Source organism: Leifsonia sp. 1010, assembly GCF_031455295.1.
Lineage (GTDB): Bacteria > Actinomycetota > Actinomycetes > Actinomycetales > Microbacteriaceae > Leifsonia.
Map to the genome: position 1 here is coordinate 387,876 of NZ_JAVDSL010000002.1, position 23,915 is coordinate 411,790.

Here is a 23,915-nt window from a genome sequence, read left to right on the forward strand (position 1 = left end):
TCGGCGCTCCGATAGATTCGACACCAAGCGACAAAGGAAACGGAGCGAACATGGCCGATATGGGTATCCAGCCCAGTGTTTTCGACAGACTTCTCAAGGACCGGATCATCTGGCTCGGTTCGGAGGTCCGGGACGAGAACGCGAACGAGATCGCCGCGAAGCTGCTGCTCCTGGCCGCGGAGGACCCCAAGCGGGACATCTACCTCTACATCAACTCCCCGGGTGGCTCGATCACCGCGGGCATGGCCATCTACGACACGATGCAGTTCGTCCCGAACGACATCGTCACCGTCGGTATCGGAATGGCCGCGTCGATGGGGCAGCTGCTCCTCACCGCAGGCACCAAGGGCAAGCGCTACATCACCCCGAACGCGCGCGTTCTGCTGCACCAGCCGCACGGCGGCTTCGGCGGAACGGCGAGCGACATCCAGACCCAGGCTCAGCTCATCATCGACATGAAGAACCGCCTCGCGCAGATCACCGCAGAGGCCACCGGCAAGTCGGTCGAGCAGATCAACGCCGACGGCGACCGCGACCGCTGGTTCACCGCCCAGGAGGCGCTGGAGTACGGCTTCGTCGACCACATCCGGGAGTCGGCACTCGACGTCTCGGGCGGCGGCGGTACCGAGCCGGAGTCCGAGTAGGCCGCTGAAGAAGGATAAGGACAACAGAATGAACACCCCCATGCTCGGCGGTCAGGCCTTCAGCGGCGTTCAGGCGCCCGGTGCCCGCTACATCCTCCCCAGCTTCGAGGAGCGCACGGCGTACGGCTACAAGCGCCAAGACCCGTACGCGAAGCTCTTCGAGGACCGCATCATCTTCCTCGGTGTGCAGGTGGACGACGCGTCCGCCGACGACATCATGGCCCAGCTCCTCGTGCTCGAGAGCCAGGACCCGGACCGTGACATCGTCATGTACATCAACTCGCCCGGTGGCTCGTTCACCGCGATGACGGCGATCTACGACACGATGCAGTACATCCGTCCGCAGATCCAGACCGTCGTGCTCGGCCAGGCCGCCTCGGCCGCCGCCGTGCTGACGGCCGCCGGCACCCCCGGCAAGCGTCTGGCGCTGCCGAACGCCCGCATCCTCATCCACCAGCCCGCCGTCGGCGAGGCCGGTCAGGGACAGGCGTCCGACATCGAGATCCAGGCCAACGAGATCATGCGCATGCGCACCTGGCTGGAGGAGACGCTCTCGAAGCACTCCAACCGCTCGGTGGAGCAGGTCAACAAGGACATCGACCGCGACAAGATCCTGTCGGCGGCCGAGGCCCTCGAGTACGGCCTGATCGACCAGGTGCTCACCAGCCGCAAGTCGCTTCCGGCGCTGGTCAAGTAACCAGCCGCACCCGCAACGGGGTGGTCGTCCGCACGGACGGCCACCCCGTTCGTGCGTCCGGAGGAGGCCATCTGCTGTGAGCAGAACCGCCGCGTGAACGAAAACGGCCGTGCTGCGCACCATTGTCGTCCGCACGGGTTAGGCTCGTCAGAACAGACCCGAAGAAGGAGGGGAGAGGGATGGCACGCATCGGGGAAAGCGCCGATCTGCTCAAGTGTTCCTTCTGTGGCAAGAGCCAGAAGCAGGTTCAGCAGCTCATCGCCGGTCCTGGCGTGTACATCTGCGACGAGTGCGTCGAGCTCTGCAACGAGATCATCGAGGAGCGGCTCGCCGAGGCGGGTGAGGAGGCGTCGAGCGAATTCGACCTTCCGAAGCCTAAGGAGATCTTCGGGTTCCTGGAGGAGTACGTCATCGGCCAGGAGCAGGCCAAGCGCGCTCTGGCCGTCGCGGTGTACAACCACTACAAGCGCGTCCGTGCCCGGCAGAGCCTCACGGCCGCCGACACGATGGATGACGTCGAGATCGCGAAGTCGAACATCCTGCTGATCGGCCCCACTGGCTGCGGCAAGACGTACCTCGCCCAGACGCTGGCCCGGCGCCTCAACGTGCCGTTCGCCGTCGCCGACGCCACCGCCCTCACCGAGGCCGGCTACGTCGGAGAAGACGTCGAGAACATCCTCCTCAAGCTCATCCAGGCCGCCGACTACGACGTCAAGCGGGCCGAGACGGGCATCATCTACATCGACGAGGTCGACAAGATCGCCCGCAAGGCCGAGAACCCGTCGATCACGCGCGACGTCTCGGGCGAGGGCGTGCAGCAGGCGCTGCTGAAGATCCTCGAGGGCACGGTCGCCTCGGTCCCGCCGCAGGGCGGCCGCAAGCACCCGCACCAGGAGTTCATCCAGATCGACACGACGAACGTCCTGTTCATCGTGGCCGGCGCTTTCGCCGGGCTGGAGGAGATCATCTCCTCGCGTGCGGGCAAGAAGGGCATCGGCTTCGGCGCCCCGCTGCACTCCAAGGGCGACGACATCAACCTCTTCAGCGAGGTGCTGCCGGAAGACCTGCACAAGTTCGGTCTCATCCCCGAGTTCATCGGCCGTCTCCCGGTCGTGACGACGGTGACGCCGCTCGACCAGGATGCGCTCATGCAGATCCTGACCGAGCCGAAGAACGCCCTGGTGCGTCAGTACCAGCGCATGTTCGAGCTCGACGGCGTTCAGCTGGAGTTCGACCACGCAGCGCTCGAGGCGATCGCCGATCTCGCGGTTCTCCGCAAGACCGGCGCCCGCGGACTCCGCGCCATCATGGAGGAGGTGCTCGGCCCGATCATGTTCGAGGTGCCGTCCAGCTCCGAAGTGGCGCGTGTGGTCGTGACGAAGGAAGCCGTGCTCGAGAACGCGGCGCCGACTATCGTCCCGCACCGCCCGCGGCGCGAGGAGAAGTCGGCGTAAGCGCCGGCTGCTTGATCAGCATCTCCGGCGCCTTCGTCACCAGCAGCCACGCGGGCAGCACGGCGAGGCACAGGATCGGCAAGATCAGCAGGTTCTGCGTGACCGCCACGCCGATGAAGATGGCGATCCAGCCGTCCCGCGCGATCGCCAGCGTCAGTCCGAGCACGCCGGCGGCGACAGCGATCTGAAGCGGCACGGCGGGCACCAGGGCGTTCGCGAGCGTCCCGACGGCCGCGCCGATGAACACGGCAGGGAAGATGCGACCGCCGCGGAACCCGGCCCCGGCGGCCACCAGCAGCGCAGCCAGCTTGACCACGAAAATGAGCGCCAGCTGTCCGGCGGTGTAGTCGCCCCGCGAGGTGACCAGCTGGTTCATCTGCGTCAGCCCCTTGAAGAGCGTGATGGGTCCGCCGAGCGCCCCCAGGCCTCCCAGCACCGCGCCGCCGATCAGCGTCATCAGCAGCGGATGACGGAGACCGTGGAAGCCGCGGTGGATCAGCGGGAACAGGTACACCCCGACGAGCCCCACCGCGGTGGCGAGCACCGCGATGATGAGTGCCGCCAGCACATCCCACCCCGTGATCGTCGTGTACGCGGGCATCGGGATGGCGAAATGCGGATGCGCCAAGAAGGTCATCGTCAGCGAACCGGCCGCCGCCGAGACCAGCGGCAGGAACAGCTTGTCCCAGAGCGCGCCCCCGCCCTTGACCGCCGCGACCATCCCGGTGAACACCAGGGCCGCAGCGACCGGCGTGCCGAACAGGGCCCCGATGGTGCCGGATGCGGCCATCATCAGCACCAGCTGTACCGGCACGGCCTTCCACAGGCGGCCGACGAGGGCGACCATCAGGCTGATGTTGATCGCGATGATCGGGTTCTCCGGCCCCAGGCTGACACCGCCCGCAAGGCCCAGGATGGCGGCCAGCGCCAGCGACGGCACCACCGCAGGGCGCAGGGGAGGAGCCACGAGTTCCGTCGTCGCCGAGTCCGGACCCGCGTGCCCGGGAACCAGCCAGACCGTCAGCCCCACCGCGGCACCGGTCACGGTGAGCACGGCGAAGATCCACCACCCCGACGACGGGTCGATGCCGAGCGCTTTCGGGAGGTTCGTCCACACGCCATCCTCGATCAGGCCGGCCAGTGACTCGATCGCCCACAGGGCGAGGGCGCTGAAGACGCCGACGACGACGGCCGGGATGCTGAGGAGGACGAGCTGGCGGACGGACGGCGCTGCGAGTTCCGGCTGCGTGGCGGTCATGGCCACCCCCTCCCGGCTGTGCTCAGCGCTCGAATGGGCTCAGCGCTCGAATGCGCTCAGCGTAGAGGGTGGCCGGTGAGGCGGGCTAGGCTCAGTTGTCCAGCCCGCGGCGCTTGAGCAACGGGTCGATCTCGGCATCGCGGCCACGGAAATCGCGGTACGCCTCGAGCGGGTCCTTCGACCCGCCGACGCCCAGCAGCCGCGACCGGAACCGGTCGCCGTTCGCACGCGTGAGGCCGCCGTTCTCGCGGAACCACTCCACCGTGTCGGCGTCGAGCACCTCGCTCCAGATGTAGGAGTAGTACCCGGCGTCGTAGCCGCCCGAGAACGTGTGAGCGAAGTAGGTGCTGGCGTACCTCGGCGGGACGGCCGGGTTGTCGAGCCCGACGTCCGCGAGCGCGCGCGCCTCGAACGCCGCGACGTCGTCGACCGTGTCGTCGGCGGTGATCCGGTGCCAGGCCTGGTCGAGCAGCGCAGCCCCCAGGTACTCGCTGGTCGCGAAGCCTTCGTTGAAGCCTTCGGCGGCGTGGAGCTTGTCGACCAGCTCCTGCGGCATCCGCTCGCCCGTCTGGTAGTGCACGGCGTAGTTCTCGAGCACCTCCGGCCACAGCATCCACATCTCGTTGACCTGGCTCGGGAACTCGACGAAGTCACGGAATACGTTCGTGCCGGCGAAGCGTGGATACGTCACCCGGGCGAAGAGGCCATGCAGCGCGTGCCCGAACTCGTGGAAGAGGGTGTTCGTCTCGTCGTAGGTCAGCAGCGTCGGCTCCCCGGCGGCCGGCTTCGGCACGTTGAGGTTGTTCACGACGACCGTGGGCGTGTCGAGCAGGGCGGACTGCGAGATGAGGGGATTCATCCACGCGCCTCCGCGCTTCGAGTCACGCGTGTAGAGGTCGAGGATGTACAGGCCGAGCTCGGAGCCGTCCTCGTTGCGGGTCTCGAACACGCGGGCGTCGGGGTGGTAGGCGACGAGGTCGGGACGCTCGGTGAAGCTGATCCCGTAGAGCCGGTTCGCCGCGTAGAAGACGCCATCGCGCAGCACGCGCTCCGCCTCGAAGTACGGGCGCATCGCGGCGAAGTCGACGTCGAACTTCTCGGCGCGCACCTTGCCGGTGAGGTAGGCCCAGTCCCAGGCCTCGACGGTCTCGTCGTCGCCGAGCTGGCGCTGCAGGTCCGCCTGCTCGGCACGGGCGTTGCGCGCGGCCGGGGGCGCTAGGCGGCCGAGCATGTCGGCGACGGCCTCGGGCGTGCGGGCGGTCTGGTCGGCGGTCACGTAGGCGGCGTGCGTGTCGAAACCGAGCAGGCGTGCGCGTTCGGCGCGCAGTCGGGTGATCTCCAGCACCAGCTCGCGGTTGTCGTTCTCGCCGCCGCGGATGCCGCGGGCGCGGGATGCGGCCATGATCCGCTCCCGGCTCGCGCGCCGGGTGAGGTCGGCCAGCCACGGGTGACCGGTGGGGAGGACGAGGGTGACGACGTACTTTCCGTCGAGCCCGCGCTCGGCGGCGGCCTGCGCTGCGGCCGACAGCTCACCCTCGCCGAGCCCGTCGAGCTCGTCGGCGCTGTCGAAGACGACCGCGAGGTCGTTGGTGTCGGCGAGCAGGTTCTTCTCGAAGCGCGTGGTCAGCGTCGAGAGCCGCTGGTTGTACTCGCGCAGGCGCTCCTTGTCGGCGTCGTCGAGGCCGGCGCCCGCGAGGGTGAACTCGGTGTAATAGCGCTCGACGAGGTAGCGCGACTCCGGGTCGAGGCCGAGCTGGTCGAGCTGCTCGTGCAGGGAGGAGATGCGCGCGTAGAGGGCGGGGTTCAGCCGGATGGCGTCCTGGTGGGCGGCCAGGCGCGGTGCCATCTCCTCCTCGAGGGCGTTCGTGAAGTCGGTGCTGTCGCTGGAGCTCTTGTTGAAGAAGACCTCGGCGACGCGCAGGAGCGTCTGACCGGATCGCTCGAGCGGAAGCATCGTGTTCTCGAAGGTCGCGGGCTCGTCGGTGGCGACGATCGCGTCGATCTCGGCCAGCTGCTCCTCGAAACCGCGCTCGAACGCGGGCCGGTAATGCTCATCCCGGATCTCGGCGAAGGGCGGCAGCTGGTAGGGGAGCGAGCTGGAGGTGAAGAAGGGATTCGCGGTCTCGGCCATTGCTCCAGCCTAGACAACGACTGCTCCACGCCAAAGGAATGATTGCAAAGGTTGCATTGCAAAGAATCCCTTGCAAAGAAGTCTTTGCACTCGTATCCTTGACGCATGGCGAACGACGAAGAGCGCGAGCAGACCGAACCCGGCGGTGTCGTGGGAGGTGCCTCGAGGTACGAGGAGGCGCTCGGCATGGCCGCACTGCGCGCGCTCGCCCATCCGCTCCGCGTCGAGCTCATGAACGAGCTGTCCGACTTCGGCCCGGCCACCGCGAGCATGCTCGCCGAGCGTCTGGGGGAGTCGAGCGGGGCGACCAGCTACCACCTCCGTCAGCTCGCGAAGCACGACATCATCGTCGAGGACACCGAGCGCGGTTCCGGGCGCGAGCGCTGGTGGCGAATGGCGCCCGGCGGCGTGACCATCGGCTCGGCGGAGACTCTGGCGACACCCGCCGGCCGAGAGGCCAGTGAGGTGATCTCGCTCGGCTGGCAGCAGAACAACGAGCGCCGCCTGGCATCGTTCCTCCGTCGCGGTCTCGACACCTTCGGCTTCGACTGGATGCAGTCGAGCACGCTGTCGACGTCGCATCAGGAGCTGACGCGCGAGCAGCTGGCCGAGTTCGGCCGCGAGTATTACGTGCTCCAGGAGCGCCTCCGCGAGAAGTGGAAGGCCGAGAACGCCGAGGTCGAGAAGGCCGGGGGCGAGGTCGCCGACCGCAAGCGGGTCCAGATCCAGTTCAACGCGTTCCCGCTGGTGGAGCAGGAGGACCGCTGATGTCCGCATCCGCCTCCACCACGACCCCTTCGACGCCGGCGCGCACGCCGCTCGGCGCCGGCTTCGGCCGCTTGTGGACCGCAGCGATCGCCAGCAACCTGGCCGACGGTCTCGGCCGTACGGCCGTCCCGCTGATCGCCACCACCCTGACCCGCGACCCGGCCCTGATCGCCGGCGTGAGTGCCGTTACCTTCCTGCCGTGGCTGCTGTTCGGCATCCCGGCGGGCATGCTGCTCGACCGTGTCGACCGGCGCGTCGCCATGGCCGTGGCCAACTCGCTGCGGTTCGCCGTCGCCGCCGTGCTCGCCATCCTGATCACGACCGACTCCCTGACGATCTGGCTGCTGTACGCCTGCGTGCTCGCGTTCGGACTGGGGGAGACCGTCTTCGACAACGCGACCTCGACGGTCGTCCCCGCCCTCGTCTCGCGCGATCAACTGGATCGGGCGAACGGTCGGATGCAGTCGGCCGAGATCACCATCCAGAACTTCATCGCCACCCCGGTCGCGGGCTTCCTGTTCGCGGTGGCGATCGTGCTGCCGGTGTGGCTGACAGGGGCGGGCTTCCTCATCGCGGGGATGCTGGCGCTCACCATCCCGGCGGCTGCGGCCCACGCCGCGCACCACGGCGAGGCGGGAACGGCCGAGCCGCGGCCGACGCTCTCCGCGGTCGTCGGCTTCCTCTGGCAGCAGCGGTTCCTGCGGTGGATGATCCTGCTCACGTCGACCACGGCGTCCGCTCTGGCCTTCGCGCAGGGGAGCGTCGTGCTCCTGCTGCTGCAGACGTTCTCCGTCCCGGCCGCCCTGGTCGGCGTGGTCACCGCGGCCGTCGGGGTGGGGGCGCTCGTCGGCGCTCTCGTCTCCAGCCGCTTCGTCGAGCGCTTCGGCCGCGGCCGCGTGATGTTCTGGGCGATCCTCATCAGCGGCGTCGGCATCCTCGGCGTCGGCGTCACCGCCAACGTCGTCATCGCGATCGCCGCCTACGCCGTCGGCGCGTTCGGTGTCGCCGTCTGGAACGTGCCCTGGGGCGCGCTCCGCCAGGCGATCATCCCGAACGCCATGCTCGGGCGCGCCCTCGGCATCGTCCGCACCATCGGCTGGGGCCTCACCCCCATCGCCACCGTCCTGGGCGGCTTCGTCGCCCGCATCGACCTCCGGCTGCCGTTCGTCATCGGAGGCGGCGTGGTGGTCGTCCTGACGCTCGTCGCGTCGCGCCTGATCCTGTCGGCGTCCGCCCAGACCCCGGCCCACGAACCCGTCCCGGAAGGACAACCCTCATGACCACCGTCCTGGTCACGCCGTACCGCCCGTTCACCCACCGCCTCGCCCTGCGGGTCGGCACCGCCCTCACCGCGTGGGGCGCCCGGCCGCTGCCCCGCGGGCTCCGCCACGCCGACCGCGTCGAGCTCATCGAGCGCACGCGCGACGCGGCCGCGCACACCCTGCCGCAGCTGCCGCGCTGAGCTGCCTCGCTGAGTGCAGGTGCGCCGACGGCCCGGGTCAGGCCTCGTCGTAGTCGGATGCGTCGGCCTCGATCGTCTGCGTGATCGTGGCCGAATCCTCCTGGGCGTTGTAACGGATCTCGGTGCCGTCGTCGAGCGTGACGACCGGCTTGCCCTCCAGCCAGGTGAGCGTCCAGCTCCAGCCGGCCGTCTCCACATCGGTGGCGACGAGCTCCTCCTCGACGGTCTGCACGGCGTACGCCACGACCTCGGGCAGGGAGGCGGGAGGCTGCTCGCCGACCGCCCAGCGCGTTCCGAGCTGCATCAGGCGCGTCCCGCCTCGACGCGGGCGGACGCCAGGTCGATCTCGTACGTCACCCAGGACGTCCGGCTCGCGACCTGGTCGTAGAGCTTCTGTGCCGTCGAGTTGTCCTGTGCGGTGATCCACTGCACGACACCGAGCCCGCGCTCCTCGGCGAGGGAGCGGGCCTTCTGGATGAGCGCGCCGCCGACGCCCTTGCCGCGCTCCTCCTCGACGACGAACAGGTCGTCGAGGAACAGTCCGCGGTCGCCCTCGAGCGGACGGGCGAACTCGCGCATGTGGGCGAGCCCGACGATGCGGTCGCCGTCGACGGCGACGTAGCCGTCCTCCTCGTGGTCGTCGGCGGTGAGCCACGACCACAGGACCAGGGCCTTCTGGTCGGTCAGCTGGGTGTCGTAGAACTCGGCGTACTTGGCGTACACATCGAGCCAGGCGAAGAAATCGCCGTCCTTGACCGGTCGAACCTCGATCGACATGGATTCCTCCGTTCGCGTTTCGCGCCCGGCTGCGAGACCGGTGCGTTCTCCGACCATATAACGGTCACGTTCAGGGGACGAGATCGTAGGTGACCCACTTGGTCTTCTCAGCGAACCTGTCGTAGAGGCGCCGCGCGGTCTCGTTGTCCTTCGCCGTGATCCACCGGACGACCGACAGGCCGCGGTCCTTGGCGCTCGCGCGCAGGGCCTCCAGCAGCGCGGAGCCGGCTCCGGCGCCGCGGGCGTCGGGGCTCACGAACAGGTCGTCGAGGTACAGGCCCTTGCTGCCGTCGAGGGGGCGGACGAACTCGCGCACATGCGCCAGGCCGATCGGCGTGTCCTCCTCGTCGACGGCGAAGTACGCCTCCAGCTCGTTGTCCGGGTCCGAGATCCAGCTCCACACGAGCAGGGCCTTCTCATCGGTGATGGGGCGCTCGTAGAACTCCCCGTAGCCTGCGTAGAGGTCGAGCCAGGTGAAGAACTCGTTGTCTCGTACGCGCCGGACGGTCGCGGTCATCGTTCCTCCTCGCTCGGGGCTGCGGCGAGCAGGATATCGGTCACCTGCAGCTCGTCGGCGGAGGCGAACCGCAGGTCGGCGATTCTGCCGACAGAGCGGAGGTCGCCCGCAGCGGACTCGACGGCCGCGATCTCGTCGGCCGGGCCGGCGATGACGGCCGAGTCCACCGGCGTGCGCTGAGACGCCTTCGAGGCCGTTTTAGCGCCGCGGATGCCCGTCAGGGCGCGTCCGACGATGGCGAGGACCTCGCGGTCCGCGCTCCAGTCGAGCGCCACCTCCCGGGCCTCGGGCCACGGCGCCACGTGCACCGAGCCCTCCTCGGACCAGCTCCACGCCTCCTCGGCCGCGAACGGCAGCACGGGGGCGAACAGCCGGAGGAACGTGGAGAGCGCGACGCGCAGGGCGACAACGGCGGAGGCCTGCTCCTCACCGGCCTCGCCGTAGGCGCGCTCCTTTACGAGCTCCAGATAGTCGTCGCAGAAGGTCCAGAAGAACGGCTCGACGATCTCCAGCGCCCGGGAGTGCTCGTAGTTCTCGAGCGCGGCTGTCGCGTCCGCCACGACGCCGGCGAGGTTCTGCAGCATGCTGCGGTCGAGCGGACTCGTCACCCGGTCGAGCTCGATCGACTCAGGCGCGTCGAAGCCGAGGATGAACTTCGCCGCGTTGAGCAGCTTGATCGCCAGGCGGCGACCGATCTTGATCTGCGTCGGGTTCTGCGGGTCGAACGCCGCGTCGGTGCCGAGCTTGCTGGACGCCGCCCAGTACCGCACAGCGTCGGAGCCGTGCTTCTCGAGGATGTCGGCGGGCGTCACGACGTTGCCCTTCGACTTCGACATCTTCTTGCGGTCGGGGTCGACGATGAAGCCGGAGAGGGCGGCGTTGCGCCACGGAGCCACGTCGGCCTCCAGCTTCGCCCGCAGCAGGGTCGAGAACAGCCAGGTGCGGATGATGTCCTGACCCTGCGGGCGCAGGTCGAACGGGAAGACGGCGTCGAACAGCTCCGGGTCGCGCATCCACCCGCCGGCGAGCTGCGGGGTGAGGGAGGAGGTCATCCACGTGTCCATCACGTCGTGCTCGCCGACGAAGCCGCCGGCCTGACCGCGCTGCGCCTCCTCGAAGCCGGGCGCGGTGTCGGACGACGGGTCGACCGGCAGCATCTCCTCCGTGGGGAGGAGCGGCTCGTCGAAAAGCGGGTTGCCGTCCGCATCGAGCGGGTACCAGACGGGGATCGGCACACCGAAGAAGCGCTGGCGCGAGATCAGCCAGTCGCCGGTGAGGCCGTTGACCCAGTTCTCGTAGCGGACGCGCATGAAGTCGGGGTGCCAGTCGATCTCGCGACCCAGCTCGATGAGCCGGGCGCGCAGCTCCTCGTCGCGCGCGCCGTTCTTCACGTACCACTGGCGGGTGGAGACGATCTCGAGCGGCTTGTCGCCCTTCTCGAAGAACTTCACCGGGTGCTGGATGGGCTTGGGCTCGCCCTCGAGGTCGCCGGACGCGCGCAGCAGCTCGACGACCGCCTGCTTGGCCGAGAACACCGTCTTGCCGGCCAGCTGGGCGTAGGCCTCCTTGCCGGCCTCCGACGTGATCGCCGTGGGCGGTTCGGGGAGGATGCGGCCGTCGAAGCCGATGATCGCCCGGTTCGGGAGATCGAGTTCGCGCCACCAGGTGACGTCGGTGACATCGCCGAAGGTGCAGATCATGGCGATGCCCGATCCCTTGTCCGGCTGCGCGAGGTGGTGGCCGACGACCGGCACCTCGACGTCGAACAGCGGGGTGCGGACGGTCGTGCCGAACAGCGGCTTGTACCGCTCGTCGTCGGGATGCGCCACCAGCGCAACACAGGCGGGAAGCAGTTCCGGGCGGGTGGTCTCGATGTAGACCGGGCCGTCGGCGCCGTGGAAGGCGACGCGGTGGTAGGCGCTCGGCTGCTCGCGGTCCTCCAGCTCGGCCTGCGCGACGGCGGTGCGGAAGGTGATGTCCCACAGCGTCGGCGCCTGCGCCTGGTACGCCTCGCCGCGCTCGATGTTGCGGAGGAAGGCCAGCTGGGAGGTGCGGATCGAGTCGCGCCCGATGGTGCGGTAGGTCTGCGACCAGTCCACCGAGAGGCCGAGGGTGCGCCAGAGCGCCTCGAACTGCTTCTCGTCCTCTTCGGTCAGCCGCTCGCACAGCTCGATGAAGTTGCGGCGCGAGATCGGCTTCTGGTCGGCCGCTTTGGTGCTCTTGTTGTCGCCGCCCTCGAAGGGCGGCGTGAAGTCCGGCTCGTAGGGGAGCGACGGGTCGCAGCGCACGCCGTAGTAGTTCTGGACGCGGCGCTCGGTGGGCAGGCCGTTGTCGTCCCATCCCATCGGGTAGAAGACCGTGCGGCCGCGCATGCGCTGGAAGCGCGCGATCACGTCGGTGTGCGTGTAGCTGAAGACGTGGCCGATGTGCAGCGAGCCGGAGGCCGTCGGCGGCGGCGTGTCGATCGAGTAGACGCCGTCGCGGCCGGCGGCGAGAGCGCCAGCGCGGTCGAACTCGAACGTGCCGTCCTGCTGCCAGCGGTCACCCCACTTCGACTCGAGACCCTCCAGTGCGGGCTTGTCCGGTACGCGAGCGGCGGGCGTGTTCTCGCTCATGGGGGTCCTCCGAGTCGATATGTGCGGCACCGTGTCCACGGGGTGCCTGAGTGTGGGATCCCCTCCAGAGTACCGAACCTCGGGTACGAACGCGTCAGACCTCGTCGATGATGGGCTTCCGCCGAGCCGCGAGAAGGGCCGCGACGAGGGTGATCAGCGACATGACCGCGAGCACGATACCCGGGTGCCACCAGGCGTTGCCGGTGGCCTTGCCGAAGACCAGCGTGAGCGCCGGGACGAACGACGTGAGCAGCGCCGCGAGGCTGTACGCGACCGACAGACCGCTGTAGCGCACCTCGCTCGGGAAGAGGTCCGACATGAGCCCGCCGAGACCCGCCCACGACAGGGTGGGCAGGATGCCGCCGATGATCATGCTGCCGACGAGGATCGCGAAAGACGCGGACTGCAGCAGGAAGTACATCGGGAAGGCGACGATCAGCGTTCCGACCGCGCCGATGGCGACGACCTTCGCCGAACCGATCCGGGTCGCCCAGAGGCCGAACAGCGGGATGGTGACCAGCTGCAGCAGGCCGCCTATCGTCGTGGCGACCAGCAGATCCTGGTACTTGAAGCCCAGCACTGAGGTGCCGTAGTCGACCATGTAGGTGTTCATCAGCGAGTACGAGCCGATGCCGAGCACCGCGGCGCCGATCCCGATGACGAAGCCCGACGGCGCCTTGCGGAAGACGTCGATCACCGGGAAGCGGTCGCGCGTGCCCGTCTCGAGCAGCTTGCGGAACACCGGCGTCTCGTCGATCGACCACCGCAGGTAGAGCGAGACGAGGAGAAGCGGGAACGCCGTCAGGAAGGGGATGCGCCATCCCCAGGCCGCGATGTCCGCGGTCGACATGGTGAGGGTGAGGACGATGAACACGACCGCGCTCAGGATGGAGCCCACGGGCGAGCCCAGCTGGGGGAGAGCCGCGTAGAAGCCGCGCCGCTTCGGGTTGGCGTACTCGGTGGCCAGCAGGATGGAGCCGCCCCACTCGCCGCCGACCGAGAAGCCCTGCAGCAGACGCAGCAGCACGATCGCGATCGCCCCGAACCAGCCGGCCGCCGCGTAGGTCGGGAGCAGTCCGACCAGGCCGGTGCTCAATCCCATGATGAGGATGGTGATGAGCAGGGTCGGGCGGCGTCCGATCCGGTCGCCCAGGTTGCCGAACACGACCGCGCCGATCGGGCGGATGACGAATCCTGCGGCGATGGCGAGGAACCCGGCCAGCGCCCCGCCGAACGCGCCGAGCGGCGCGAAGAAGAGGGGGCCGACGAAGAAGGCCGCGAAGTACGCATAGAGGTAGAAGTCGTACGACTCGAGCGCCGTGCCGACGAACGAGGCGATGGTGACGCGGCGCGCGGTGCCGGGGGTGATGCCCGGGCGGTCGGTCTCGCTGCGGACGGGGCTGGTGGTGGTTGTCACGGGTGTCCTTCAGAACGGATTAATATGTGGACCGGGTCCAATAATGGCACGAGAAGGGAACGCGAGATGGCTCTGCAGCATTCCCCGCGTTCGTCGAGTTCCGGCCGGCCCCGCTCCTCGTCCCGCGCAATGATGGCGGAGGCGGCCGCCGAACTCTTCCTCGAGCAGACGTACACCGGCACCACGGTCGACGACATCGCGCGCCGCGCCGGCGTCAGCCGGGCCACCTTCTTCAACTACTTCGGCTCGAAGAGCGACCTGCTGTGGCTGGAGGTCGACGAGGCGCTCGCCGCCTTCGACACGACGCTCGCGTCGGTCCCGGCGGAGCTCGCGCCGATGGATGCGGTGCTCGACGCGGTCACCCGCCTCGCCGACACCTTCGGCCCGGGCCGTCTGCCGCTCGCCGTGACCCAGGTGGACCTGATGGGCACCGATGCGGAGCTGCAGGCCTCCGCGCTCCCGCGGTTCCTCGCGCTCGTGCGCAGCCTGCAGGCGTTCATCGCGGGCCGTGCGTCGCTCGGCGCCGACGCGCTTCTCCCGCGCGCGGCAGCCACCGCGGTCGTCGGAGCGGCCGTCTCGGCGGCAACAGCGTGGGCGCGCGCCGGCGTCCGCCGGGGGGCCCTCACCCCGCTCGTCCGGACGGCCGTCGCTCCGGTCTGCCGCGGCTACGCCTCCGCCCTCTGAGGTGCTCGCGAAGCGGGGACGGATCGGGCATAGAATGGGTGCACAGACATCGATCCGGGTATCGCCGGGGAGTCTTCGGAAGAACGGCGGACGCGCGAGCGGCGCTCAGTAGAACCGAACGGGGCCGGCCCGTCACAGCCGAAGAATGAGAGGCCTTTTCCGCCACCGGCGGCGGGTGGGGCAAGCGGGGTGGTACCGCGACGGGCGTGCGAGCGTCCGGCGTCCTCGTCCAGCACGAGAACCTGCCAGGAGTGAGATGCCGTACCCCAAGTCCGCGCCGGACTCGCCGCACGACGGCGAGCAGCGCCCCGACGTCACGCCGAGCCCCGTCTTCCCGGAGATCGAGACCGACGTCCTCAAGTTCTGGGACCAGGACGGGACCTTCCGCGCCTCGATCGACAACCGCGCCGACGCCGAGGAGTGGGTCTTCTATGACGGCCCGCCGTTCGCCAACGGCCTCCCGCACTACGGCCACCTGCTGACCGGGTACGCGAAGGACGTCTTCCCGCGCTTCCAGACGATGCGCGGCAAGAAGGTGGAGCGCCGCTTCGGTTGGGACACGCACGGTCTGCCCGCGGAACTCGAGGCCGAGCGGCAGCTCGGGATCACCGACAAGAGCCAGATCGAGGAGATGGGCCTCGCCGCGTTCAACCAGGCGGCGAAGGACTCGGTGCTGCGGTACACCCGCGAGTGGCGCGAGTACGTCACCCGTCAGGCGCGCTGGGTGGACTTCGACAACGACTACAAGACACTCGACACCACGTACATGGAGTCGGTGATCTGGGCGTTCAAGCAGCTCCACGAGAAGGGCCTCGCCTACGAGGGCTACCGCGTGCTGCCGTACTGCTGGCGCGACCAGACCCCGCTGTCGAACCATGAGCTGCGGATGGACGACGACGTCTACAAGATGCGTCAGGACCAGACCGTGACGGTCACGTTCCCGCTGGTCGGCGAGAAGGCCGAGGTGCTCGGGCTCACCGGCGCGCGCGCCCTCGCCTGGACGACGACGCCGTGGACGCTGCCCACCAACTTCGCGCTCGCGGTCGGTCCCGACATCGAGTACGCCGTGCTGCCCTCCGGACCGAACGGCGCCGCCGACTCGTACGGCGACCCGGACCAGGAGGTGCTGAGCGGCCGCTACCTGCTGGCGAAGGATCTCGTCGGCAACTATGCAAAGGACCTCGGCTACGAATCGCCCGCCGATGCGCTGGCCGCGATCACCGGAACCCTGCGCGGTTCCGAGCTCGAAGACGTCGAGTACGACCGGCTCTGGGACTACTACGCCGACACCGAGAAGTGGGGCACGCAGAACGCGTGGCGCATCCTCGTCGACGACTACGTGACGGTCGAGGACGGCACCGGCATCGTGCACCAGGCGCCCGCCTACGGCGAGGACGACCAGCGGGTCACGGAGAAGGCCGGCATCCCGGTCATCATCTCGGTGGACGACGGCGGACGCTTCCTCCCGGACGTGCCCGATGTCGCCGGTCTGCAGGTGTTCGACGCGAACAAGCCGCTGACCCGGCTGCTCAAAGAGCAGGGCCGGCTGCTGCGCCAGGCGAGCTACGAGCACTCGTACCCGCACTGCTGGCGCTGCCGCAATCCCCTCATCTACAAGGCGGTGTCGAGCTGGTTCGTGCGCGTCACCGACTTCCGCGACCGGATGGGCGAGCTCAACGAGGAGATCACCTGGGTTCCCGAGAACGTCAAGGACGGCCAGTTCGGCAAGTGGCTCGCCGGCGCCCGCGACTGGTCGGTGTCGCGCAACCGCTACTTCGGGTCGCCCATCCCGGTGTGGAAGAGCGACGACCCCGCCTACCCGCGGGTCGACGTCTACGGGTCGCTCGAGGAGCTGGAGCGCGACTTCGGCCGCCTGCCGCTGAACGCCGCGGGAGAGCCGGATCTGCACCGCCCGTTCATCGACGAGCTCACGCGCCCGAACCCGGACGACCCGACCGGCCGATCCACCATGCGCCGCATCCCGGATGTGCTCGATGTGTGGTTCGACTCCGGATCGATGCCGTTCGCCCAGGTGCACTACCCGTTCGAGAACCGCGAGTGGTTCGACAGCCACAACCCGGCCGACTTCATCGTCGAGTACATCGGGCAGACGCGCGGCTGGTTCTACCTGCTGCACACGCTCGCGACGGCGCTGTTCGACCGCCCGGCCTTCAAGAACGTCATCAGCCACGGCATCGTGCTCGGCAGCGACGGGCAGAAGATGTCGAAGTCGCTCCGCAACTACCCGAACGTCAACGAGGTCTTCGACCGCGACGGCTCCGACGCGATGCGCTGGTTCCTGATGTCGAGCCCCGTGCTGCGCGGCGGCAACCTGGTGGTCACCGAGGAGGGCATCCGCGAGGGCGTCCGGCAGGTGCTGCTGCCGCTGTGGAACACCTGGTACTTCTTCTCGCTGTACGCCAACGCGACCGGATACGAGGCGAAGCGCTCGACCGCGTCCACCGACGTGCTCGACCGCTACCTGCTCGCCAAGACCCGCGACCTGGTCGAGGCCATGACCGCCGACCTGGACGCCCTGGACTCGACCCTCGCCTCAGCCAAGCTGCGCGACTTCGCCGACGTGCTCACCAACTGGTACGTGCGCCGCTCGCGCGACCGGTTCTGGGAGGGCGTCGGCGAGGACGGCAGCGGTACCGAGGCGTTCGACACGCTTTACACCGTGCTCGAGACCGTGACCCGCGTCGCCGCGCCCCTCCTGCCGCTCGTCAGCGAGCGCATCTGGAAGGACCTCACCGGCGGCCGGAGCGTCCACCTCACCGACTGGCCGGAGGCCGCCGAGTTCCCGGCGGACGACGCCCTGGTGGATGCGATGGACCGCATCCGCGCCATCAGCTCCACGGCGCTGTCGCTGCGCAAGCAGGCCGGCAAGCGCGTCCGGCTGCCGCTGGCCTCGCTCACCGTTGTCGCGCATGACGCCGCCGCGCTGGCCCCGTTCGAGGGCATCCTGCGCGACGAGCTCAACGTGAAGGCGGTCGAGCTGGTCGAGCTGCAGGACGACAGCGCTGCGCACTACGGCATCACGAGCAAGCTGACCGTGAACGCCCGCGCGGCCGGTCCGCGACTCGGCAAGCAGGTGCAGCAGGTCATCCAGGCCGCCCGGGCCGGCGACTGGACGGAGACCGACGGTGTCGTCACCGTCGGCGGCGTCGAGCTGGTCGAGGGGGAGTACGACCTCGTGCTCGAGACCGCGTCGGACGGCGACGGGACCTCGGCGCTGGCGCTGCTCGCCGGCGGCGGGTTCGTCCTGCTCGACACGGCGACCACGCCGGAGCTCGAGGCGGAGGGGCTCGCGCGCGACATCATCCGCGCCGTGCAGGACACCCGTAAGGCGGCCGGACTCGACGTCAGCGACCGCATCCGGCTCGCCCTGACGTTCGAGCACGAGGACGACGCGCGCGCGCTCGACCTCGCGGGCGACGTCGACATCGCGACCGAGACGCTGGCCCTGGCGGTGCAGGTGTCGGCCGCGGGTGCATCGACACCGGAGCAGCCCGCGTACGAGCAGCAGTTCGGCGCCGGGCAGTTCGCCAACGCCGGGGCGTTCACCGTCGGCGTCACCAAGCTGAACGAGGAGGAGTCGTGACCGACGAGGACGACTACCGCGACCGCGCAGAGGCCGTCTACCAGGCGCTGCTCGCCCGGGTCGGCGAGGGAGCGCCCGAGCGGCGGCTCGACGCCACCCGCCGTGCGGTGGAGCTGCTGGGCGACCCGCAGCGCGCGTACCCGATCATCCACGTCACCGGCACCAACGGGAAGACGTCCACCAGCCGCATCGCCGAGAGCCTGCTGCGCGCCTACGGGCTTCGCACCGGACTGCTCACGAGCCCGCACCTGGTGCGCTTCAACGAGCGTATCGTCATCGACGGGGAGCCCATCGAGGACGAGGCGCTGGTGCGCAACTGGGAGGACATCAGCCCGTACCTGGAGATCGTGGATGCGGAGCTGACGGAGGCGGGCAAGGCGCCGCTGACGTTCTTCGAGGCGCTGACGGCCCTGGCCTTCGCCGCATTCGCCGACGCCCCCGTCGACGTCGCGGTGATCGAGGTCGGCATGGGCGGCGAGTGGGACTCCACCAACGTCGGAGACGGCCAGGTGGCCGTGTTCACTCCGATCGCCCTCGACCACACCAAGGCGCTCGGCGACACCGTCGAGGAGATCGCGCGCACCAAGTCCGGGATCGTGAAGCCGTCGGCCGACGTGGTGTCGTCCGCGCAGACTCCCGAGGCCGACCGGGTGCTGCGGGATGCCGCCCTGCTCACCGAGTCGACCTTCGCCGAGCAGCCGGTCGACTTCGATGTCGCATCGACCCGCGTCGCCGTCGGCGGACAGCTGGTGACGGTGCGTGGACGCGCGGCGACCTACGAGGACGTCTTCCTCCCGCTCTACGGAGACCACCAGGCGCAGAACGCGGCCGTCGCCGTTGCTGCGGTCGAGACGTTCCTCGGGCGCGGCACCCAGCCGCTCAATCCCGCGCTCGTCGAGGAGGGGTTCGCCACGGCCACGTCGCCCGGCCGCCTGCAGCTGATCGGCATCGAGCCGAGCATCCTCGTCGACGCCGCGCACAATCCCGCGGGCGCTGAGGTGCTCGCCGACGCGCTGCGCACGTACTTCGACTTCGACGAGATCACCTTCGTCGTCGGCATCCTGGGCGACAAGGATGCGCGCGGCGTCATCCGCGCGCTCGCCCCGGTCGCCACGCAGTTCTTCGTCACGCGTCCCGACTCGGAGCGGGCGCGGGAGGCGGAGGAGCTCGGCGATCTGGTGCGCGAGGAGGTGGGCGACGAGGCGACCATCGTCTACTCGGACCCCATCGACGCGCTCGAGTCCGCCCGCGACTGGGCGGGTGAAGAGGGCCGCCGCGCGGTGGTCGTGGCCGGCAGCATCGTGCTGGTCGGCCAGGCCATGGCGTACGCCGAGGAGCAGGAGTGGAAGAAGGCGGCGACGTGACCGACGCCGGATCCGCGGGCGATGCGCCCGAGCAGCAGCCCCCGCGCACCGGGCGCCCGCGGCGTCAGCGCTCACTCCGCGAGCTCCTCGGGTCGATCGTCCTCGGCTTCGAGCTGCTCGTGGTGTTCCTCGGCGCGCTCGTGCTGTTCGGCCTGGGCTCGCTGCCCGCCGCCGTCGCCCTCGGCGGGGGAGCGGCGCTCATCGTGCTGATGATCGTCGCGATCGGGCTGCTGCGGAACACCGTCGGCATCGTGCTCGGCTGGATCGTCCAGGTCGTCATCGTCGCGGCCGGCCTCCTCGTCCCCGCCTTCTTCATCGTCGGCGCGATCTTCACCGCCATGTGGGCGTACTGCATGATCGCCGCCGCACGCATCGACCGAAACAACCGGGCCGCGGCTTCCGCGGCCGACAATGGAACGGAGAACCCATGACCAGCGCCGTCGAAGAGACCCTCGTCCTCATCAAGCCGGATGGAGTGGCCCGCGGGCTGACCGGCGAGATCCTGCGCCGGATCGAGGCGAAGGGCTACTCGCTCGTCGACCTGCGGATGCTGCAGGCCGACCGCGAACTGCTCGCGCAGCACTACGCCGAGCACGAGGGCAAGCCGTTCTACGAGCCGCTGGTCGAGTTCATGGAGTCGGGCCCGATCGTGGCGATCCGCCTCGCGGGCAACCGCGTGATCGAGGGCTTCCGCTCCCTCGCCGGAGCCACCGACCCGACGACCGCGCTCCCGGGCACCATCCGCGGCGACCTCGCCCGCGACTGGGGACTCAAGGTGCAGCAGAACCTCGTCCACGGTTCCGACTCGCCCGAGTCCGCACAGCGCGAGCTCGGCCTCTGGTTCGGCTGAGCCGACAGCTGCACGAAAGGGAGGCATCCCCGGCCGCTACGGCCCCGGATGCCTCCCTTTCGCGCATCCACCGGCGTGTCGCACGAGATGCGCCTCCCATTAACGCCTGGCGGCGCGCCGATCAGACGAAAGCGCGGTGGATCCAGTCGAGCTGGATCTGGGCCAGGATCGCGACGATCGCGTAGCAGACGATGGTGATCAGCGGCACCCAGCCGTACAGGGTGCGGAACACGCGACGCGCGCGTTCCGGCACGGGGATGTTGCCCTCCTTGAAGTTGTAGAGGGTCACCGCCCAGAAGGTCGGGATGGTCACGAGCCAGGTCACCATGCACCAGGGGCACAGCACGTTGAGCACGGTGATGGACTGCGTGATCAGGAAGATGACGAGCACCAGCGCGAGCAGCACGCCCACGTTGAACGCGATCCAATACCAGCGGGCGAAACGCCCGCGGTTCGCCAGGAGGCCGGCGCCGACGGCGATCGTGGCCGTCCAGCCGCCGAGGCCGAGGATCGGGTTCGGGAAGCCGAGCAGCGATCCCTGCCAGGAGGTCAGGTTCTTGGCGCAACCGACCAGCACCGAGAAGTTGCAGGAGAGCTGCGCGTTCGGATCTTCCAGGAGGTGGAACTTGTCCACGGTGAGCATGAACGCCGCCCAGACTCCGATGAGTCCGGCGATGATCAGGAAGACGGCGAGAGCGGTCGGGCGGCGGTAGGAAACCTCGGCGGGGCTGTCTGGCACTCTCGGATTATGGCATGACGCCTGCGTGTCGTCCTGGGAGGAGACTCGGGTGGGCCCGCGCCCGTGCGATAATCGTTGCAGCAGTCGTCCCGGCCGAGGCCGGGAGCACCGACAGAAGGCTTGAGGGCGCCCAGAGCGTCCGTGAAAAATGCCGGCCGTGATGGCCGGTGGAGAACATGAGCCGGATGCAGGCCGCGCCACGAGCCCGGCGGTATCCGAACAGGATTGAGGGAGGCGCCGCTCGCGCCGCCTCCCGACGGAGAGACCCGGTGAGCGGGCAACCGCCACCGGTCGAGGAGTGCACCAGCGATGGTGGATAACGAAAATATCGACAACACGGACAACAACGAGACGGAGACGGGAGGACGGAAGCGCAAGGGGCTCTTCGGCGCACGACGCGTCGTGAGGAAGCCCTTCCAGGCCGCACAGGCCGACGCGTTCCCGCCTTCATCCGGACAGGGTGAGGCCGAGCAGGCCGCCGGCGAGCCCACCGCCGAGCAGACGGTCGCCGAGACCGAAGCGCCACAGGCTGCCACCGTCGAGGAGACGGCGCCCGCCGCCGGTGAGACCGCGGCACAGCCCGCCCTCGCCGCCGACGGCGTGCAGCCCCCGGCGGGCCTCGAGCCCCCGGCGCTCCCCGACAAGCACGGCGAGGCGGAGGCGCCGGTCGTCGGCGCCGCCGCGCCCGGCCTGCCCCCGACGACCCTGCTCTTCCAGGCGCCGGACGTCCTGCCGCTCCCGCCTCTCCCCGAGGCCGACGAGGAGCCGGCCGGCGGTGTCCGCCGTCGGTCCCGCCGCCGCGCGGGCGAGTCGCGCGACAACGCCAACGACCCGGCCAACACCGTCGTCAAGGTGCGCACGCCGCGCGAGCCCGAGCTCATCACCGAGCCGCAGAAGGTCAAGGGCTCCACGCGTCTCGAGGCGAAGAAGCAGCGCCGCCGCGACGGTCGTGACGCCGGCCGGCGCCGCCCCGTCATCACCGAGGCCGAGTTCCTGGCCCGCCGCGAGTCCGTCGACCGTCAGATGATCGTCCGCTCGAAGGGCGGCCGCATCCAGATCGGTGTGCTCGAGGACAAGGTGCTCGTCGAGCACTACGTCGCCCGCTCGCAGGAGGCGTCGCTCATCGGCAACGTCTACCTCGGCCGCGTGCAGAACGTGCTCCCCAGCATGGAGGCCGCGTTCGTCGACATCGGCCGTGGCCGCAACGCCGTCCTGTACTCGGGGGAGGTGGACTGGGATGCGGTCGAGACCGGCAACCAGCCGCGCCGCATCGAGCTGGCCCTGAAGCCCGGCGACCGCGTGCTCGTCCAGGTCACGAAGGACCCGGTCGGTCACAAGGGCGCGCGTCTCACCAGCCAGATCTCGCTTCCCGGCCGCTACCTGGTGTACGTGCCGGGCGGATCCATGAACGGCATCAGCCGCAAGCTCCCGGACACCGAGCGCTCGCGCCTCAAGAAGATCCTCAAGGAGGTGCTGCCCGAGAACGCGGGCGTGATCGTGCGCACCGCCGCCGAGGGGGCGACCGAGGAGCAGCTGACCCTCGACGTCACGCGCCTGACCTCGCAATGGGAGGACATCAGCACGCGCGTCGAGACACAGCAGGCGCCCGCGCTGCTTCACAGCGAGCCGGACCTCCTGATCAAGATCATCCGCGACGTCTTCAACGAGGACTTCCAGAAGCTCGTCATCGCCGGCGACGACGCGCGCCAGACGATCGAGAACTACCTCCGCCAGGTCGCGCCCGACCTGCTCGACCGCGTCGAGCCGTACACGGGGGAGCGCGACGCGTTCGACGAGTTCCGCATCACGGAGCAGATCGAGAAGGCACTGGAGCGCAAGGTGTGGCTCCCGTCGGGCGGATCGCTCGTGATCGACCGCACCGAGGCCATGACGGTCGTCGACGTGAACACCGGCAAGTTCGTCGGCTCGGGCGGCAACCTCGAGGAGACGGTCACCAAGAACAACCTGGAGGCGGCCGAGGAGATCGTCCGTCAGCTGCGGCTTCGCGACATCGGCGGCATCATCGTCGTCGACTTCATCGACATGGTGCTGGAGTCGAACCGCGACCTGGTGCTCCGCCGCCTGGTGGAGTGCCTGAGCCGCGACCGGACGAAGCACCAGGTCGCCGAGGTCACCTCGCTCGGTCTCGTGCAGATGACCCGCAAGAAGCTCGGCCTCGGCCTGCTGGAGACCTTCAGCGAGGCGTGCGAGGTCTGCGCCGGTCGCGGTGTCATCGTGCACCACGACCCGGTCGTGAAGCACCGCCAGCCGCAGCAGCCGCAGAACGAGCGTCGCCGCGGTCGCGGCGGCAGCGCCGGCGGCAACGGCAACGGCGGAACGAACGGCAACGGCAACGGAAACGGCGGCAACGGCGGCGGTGGCCACAACGGCACGCACGCCATCACCGACGACGCCAAGAACGCGCTGGCCAAGATCGCCGCGTCGACCATCCACCACGACGAGGAGGCGAAGGCGCAGGAGAGCGCCGTGTCGGCCGAGGTCGAGGAGATCAGCGTCACCGAGGTGACGCTGACCGAGGTCACCGCCACGAAGAAGCGCCGCCGAAAGGGCAAGGGCGGTGCCGACCGGCAGCAGGCCGAGGTCTCGCCGTCCGAGGACGCGGCCAGCGCGCCCGCTTCGGAGCAGTCGGGCGAGGTTACGGCTGAGGCCGAGCCGGAGGCCGCGGCGTCCGAGCCGACGGCCGAGCCGATCCTCCCGCTCCTCGACCTCCCGGAGCCGGCGGCGGTGCGCCCGCCCGCGCCGCGCCCGTCGCCCGAAGAGGCCGAGCTCCTGCTCGACTCCGTGCTCGACGCGCTGCCCGCGCCGAAGGAGCCGGGTCAGGGTCGCAACCGGAGCCGGCGTGCGAGCACGGCGGTCATCGCCGGCGGCGAGCTGGCGCCGAAGGGCGAGTAGCCCTCACCGCAGGGCTGAAGC

20 protein-coding genes are annotated in these 23,915 nt (G+C 69.4%); 12 read left to right on the top strand and 8 right to left on the bottom strand.

All coding sequences use genetic code 11. The features are described from left to right. The first annotated feature begins 50 nt into the window (after positions 1-50). The 3 genes from J2Y42_RS12615 (at position 51) to clpX (ending at position 2,795) form a co-directional block, all read left to right on the top strand. On the top strand, positions 51-644 hold the full coding sequence (locus J2Y42_RS12615) for an ATP-dependent Clp protease proteolytic subunit (protein ID WP_309859106.1): 594 nt from the start codon (positions 51-53) through the stop codon (positions 642-644). A gap of 28 nt (positions 645-672) precedes the next feature. Then, a complete protein-coding gene (locus tag J2Y42_RS12620; protein ID WP_018190794.1) occupies positions 673-1,341 on the top strand; it encodes an ATP-dependent Clp protease proteolytic subunit in 669 nt (222 codons plus the stop codon). 179 nt (positions 1,342-1,520) lie between these two features. After that, on the top strand, positions 1,521-2,795 hold the full coding sequence (gene clpX, locus J2Y42_RS12625) for an ATP-dependent Clp protease ATP-binding subunit ClpX (RefSeq protein WP_089911448.1): 1,275 nt from the start codon (positions 1,521-1,523) through the stop codon (positions 2,793-2,795). Here clpX and J2Y42_RS12630 read toward each other — a convergent pair. After that, on the bottom strand, positions 2,752-4,053 hold the full coding sequence (locus J2Y42_RS12630; RefSeq protein ID WP_309859111.1) for an ion channel protein: 1,302 nt from the start codon (positions 4,051-4,053) through the stop codon (positions 2,752-2,754). The two genes, clpX and J2Y42_RS12630, sit on opposite strands and share 44 nt — an antisense overlap. Positions 4,054-4,144: 91 nt before the next feature. Further along, positions 4,145-6,184 carry a M3 family metallopeptidase gene (locus J2Y42_RS12635; protein WP_309859113.1) on the bottom strand — a complete coding sequence of 680 codons (2,040 nt, stop codon included), beginning with the start codon at positions 6,182-6,184 and terminating at the stop codon, positions 4,145-4,147. A 105-nt stretch (positions 6,185-6,289) separates the two neighbouring features. On the opposite strand from J2Y42_RS12635, the gene J2Y42_RS12640 reads away from it, so the two are divergent. The 3 genes from J2Y42_RS12640 to J2Y42_RS12650 are packed head-to-tail and all read left to right on the top strand — an operon-like array spanning position 6,290 to position 8,414. Continuing rightward, positions 6,290-6,952: a helix-turn-helix domain-containing protein gene (locus J2Y42_RS12640; protein WP_309859115.1), complete on the top strand. Its 663-nt coding sequence runs from the start codon at positions 6,290-6,292 to the stop codon at positions 6,950-6,952. After that, positions 6,952-8,232, top strand: a complete 1,281-nt coding sequence (locus tag J2Y42_RS12645; RefSeq protein ID WP_309859117.1) for an MFS transporter — start codon at positions 6,952-6,954, stop codon at positions 8,230-8,232. Before J2Y42_RS12640 ends, J2Y42_RS12645 begins: the two co-directional genes overlap by 1 nt. Next, positions 8,229-8,414 carry a hypothetical protein gene (locus tag J2Y42_RS12650; RefSeq protein ID WP_309859119.1) on the top strand — a complete coding sequence of 62 codons (186 nt, stop codon included), beginning with the start codon at positions 8,229-8,231 and terminating at the stop codon, positions 8,412-8,414. The genes J2Y42_RS12645 and J2Y42_RS12650 overlap by 4 nt, the downstream gene beginning before the upstream one ends. Positions 8,415-8,451: 37 nt before the next feature. Here J2Y42_RS12650 and J2Y42_RS12655 read toward each other — a convergent pair whose 3' ends face one another. From J2Y42_RS12655 to J2Y42_RS12675, 5 genes are all read right to left on the bottom strand, one after another. Then, positions 8,452-8,718 (bottom strand): hypothetical protein, encoded by a 267-nt coding sequence (locus J2Y42_RS12655; protein ID WP_309859120.1) that lies wholly within the window; start codon positions 8,716-8,718, stop codon positions 8,452-8,454. Then, positions 8,718-9,191 (bottom strand): GNAT family N-acetyltransferase, encoded by a 474-nt coding sequence (locus tag J2Y42_RS12660; RefSeq protein ID WP_043742084.1) that lies wholly within the window; start codon positions 9,189-9,191, stop codon positions 8,718-8,720. The genes J2Y42_RS12655 and J2Y42_RS12660 overlap by 1 nt, the downstream gene beginning before the upstream one ends. A 70-nt stretch (positions 9,192-9,261) precedes the next feature. Then, a complete protein-coding gene (locus J2Y42_RS12665; protein ID WP_309859125.1) occupies positions 9,262-9,708 on the bottom strand; it encodes a GNAT family N-acetyltransferase in 447 nt (148 codons plus the stop codon). Beyond that, positions 9,705-12,323 (bottom strand): valine--tRNA ligase, encoded by a 2,619-nt coding sequence (gene valS, locus J2Y42_RS12670; RefSeq protein ID WP_309859126.1) that lies wholly within the window; start codon positions 12,321-12,323, stop codon positions 9,705-9,707. Before valS ends, J2Y42_RS12665 begins: the two co-directional genes overlap by 4 nt. Positions 12,324-12,417: 94 nt before the next feature. After that, positions 12,418-13,740 (bottom strand): MFS transporter, encoded by a 1,323-nt coding sequence (locus tag J2Y42_RS12675; protein ID WP_309859128.1) that lies wholly within the window; start codon positions 13,738-13,740, stop codon positions 12,418-12,420. 66 nt (positions 13,741-13,806) lie between these two features. On the opposite strand from J2Y42_RS12675, the gene J2Y42_RS12680 reads away from it, so the two are divergent. The 5 genes from J2Y42_RS12680 (at position 13,807) to ndk (ending at position 20,242) form a co-directional block, all read left to right on the top strand. After that, positions 13,807-14,424 carry a helix-turn-helix domain-containing protein gene (locus tag J2Y42_RS12680; protein ID WP_309859130.1) on the top strand — a complete coding sequence of 206 codons (618 nt, stop codon included), beginning with the start codon at positions 13,807-13,809 and terminating at the stop codon, positions 14,422-14,424. 256 nt (positions 14,425-14,680) lie between these two features. Then, positions 14,681-18,028 (top strand): isoleucine--tRNA ligase, encoded by a 3,348-nt coding sequence (gene ileS, locus J2Y42_RS12685; protein WP_309859132.1) that lies wholly within the window; start codon positions 14,681-14,683, stop codon positions 18,026-18,028. Beyond that, a complete protein-coding gene (locus J2Y42_RS12690; protein WP_309859134.1) occupies positions 18,025-19,392 on the top strand; it encodes a glutamate ligase domain-containing protein in 1,368 nt (455 codons plus the stop codon). Before ileS ends, J2Y42_RS12690 begins: the two co-directional genes overlap by 4 nt. Next, positions 19,389-19,823: a DUF4233 domain-containing protein gene (locus J2Y42_RS12695; RefSeq protein WP_309859136.1), complete on the top strand. Its 435-nt coding sequence runs from the start codon at positions 19,389-19,391 to the stop codon at positions 19,821-19,823. Before J2Y42_RS12690 ends, J2Y42_RS12695 begins: the two co-directional genes overlap by 4 nt. After that, complete coding sequence (ndk, locus tag J2Y42_RS12700) at positions 19,820-20,242, top strand: nucleoside-diphosphate kinase (protein WP_309859138.1); 423 nt, start codon at positions 19,820-19,822, stop codon at positions 20,240-20,242. Before J2Y42_RS12695 ends, ndk begins: the two co-directional genes overlap by 4 nt. Positions 20,243-20,363: 121 nt before the next feature. Here the strand turns inward: ndk and J2Y42_RS12705 are convergent, their stop codons facing one another. Continuing rightward, positions 20,364-20,981: a vitamin K epoxide reductase family protein gene (locus tag J2Y42_RS12705; RefSeq protein WP_309859139.1), complete on the bottom strand. Its 618-nt coding sequence runs from the start codon at positions 20,979-20,981 to the stop codon at positions 20,364-20,366. Positions 20,982-21,290: 309 nt separating this feature from the next. On the opposite strand from J2Y42_RS12705, the gene J2Y42_RS12710 reads away from it, so the two are divergent. Then, entirely contained in the window at positions 21,291-23,894 is a 2,604-nt protein-coding gene (locus J2Y42_RS12710) for an Rne/Rng family ribonuclease (protein ID WP_309859141.1), read from the top strand. Positions 23,895-23,915 lie beyond the last annotated feature (21 nt).